Origin of the sequence: Corallococcus sp. AB049A (genome assembly GCF_003668885.1) — a bacterium.
Classification (GTDB): Bacteria; Myxococcota; Myxococcia; order Myxococcales; family Myxococcaceae; genus Corallococcus; species Corallococcus interemptor.
On sequence record NZ_RAWL01001298.1, the window covers coordinates 1 to 412 of the forward strand.

Sequence of the window (412 nt, forward strand, 5' to 3'; positions counted from 1 at the left end):
GGCCCAGGGCGCGTGCGGTCGCGAAAGCCATGCTCGTTGTGGCGTCGGCCGTGTTGAACGCGACGAAGTCGGGATAGATCAGCATCAGCTCGCGCTGGCTGAACTGCTCGCGGTAGGCGATGGCTTCGCTGACCGACGCGCTGGCGGCACAGCTCACGTACGCCATCGCGCGCAGCTTCTTGGCGATGACGGCCAGCGCGGCCGAAACCGGCTGGGTGTCCAGCCCCGGTGCGCCCAGGATGCGCGGACGCACGCCTACCTGCGCCTCAGCCACCAGCAGCGCCTGCATCCCGGTGAAGGTGGCGCCGTCCTTCTTGCCGATCACGTTGGCAGTGGTGGCGCTGTCGTCGGTACCTTCGGCGACGCGCACCACCACGGTTACGGCGTTGGCCTGGTCGGCAATGGCCTGCAG

Annotated in this window: 1 protein-coding gene; it reads right to left on the reverse strand. The window is 68.7% G+C overall.

What is annotated here, in order from left to right; translation table 11 throughout:
* Positions 1-412: phage tail sheath subtilisin-like domain-containing protein (locus D7X55_RS41905; RefSeq protein WP_199747461.1), on the reverse strand; the 412-nt coding region annotated here is incomplete at both ends.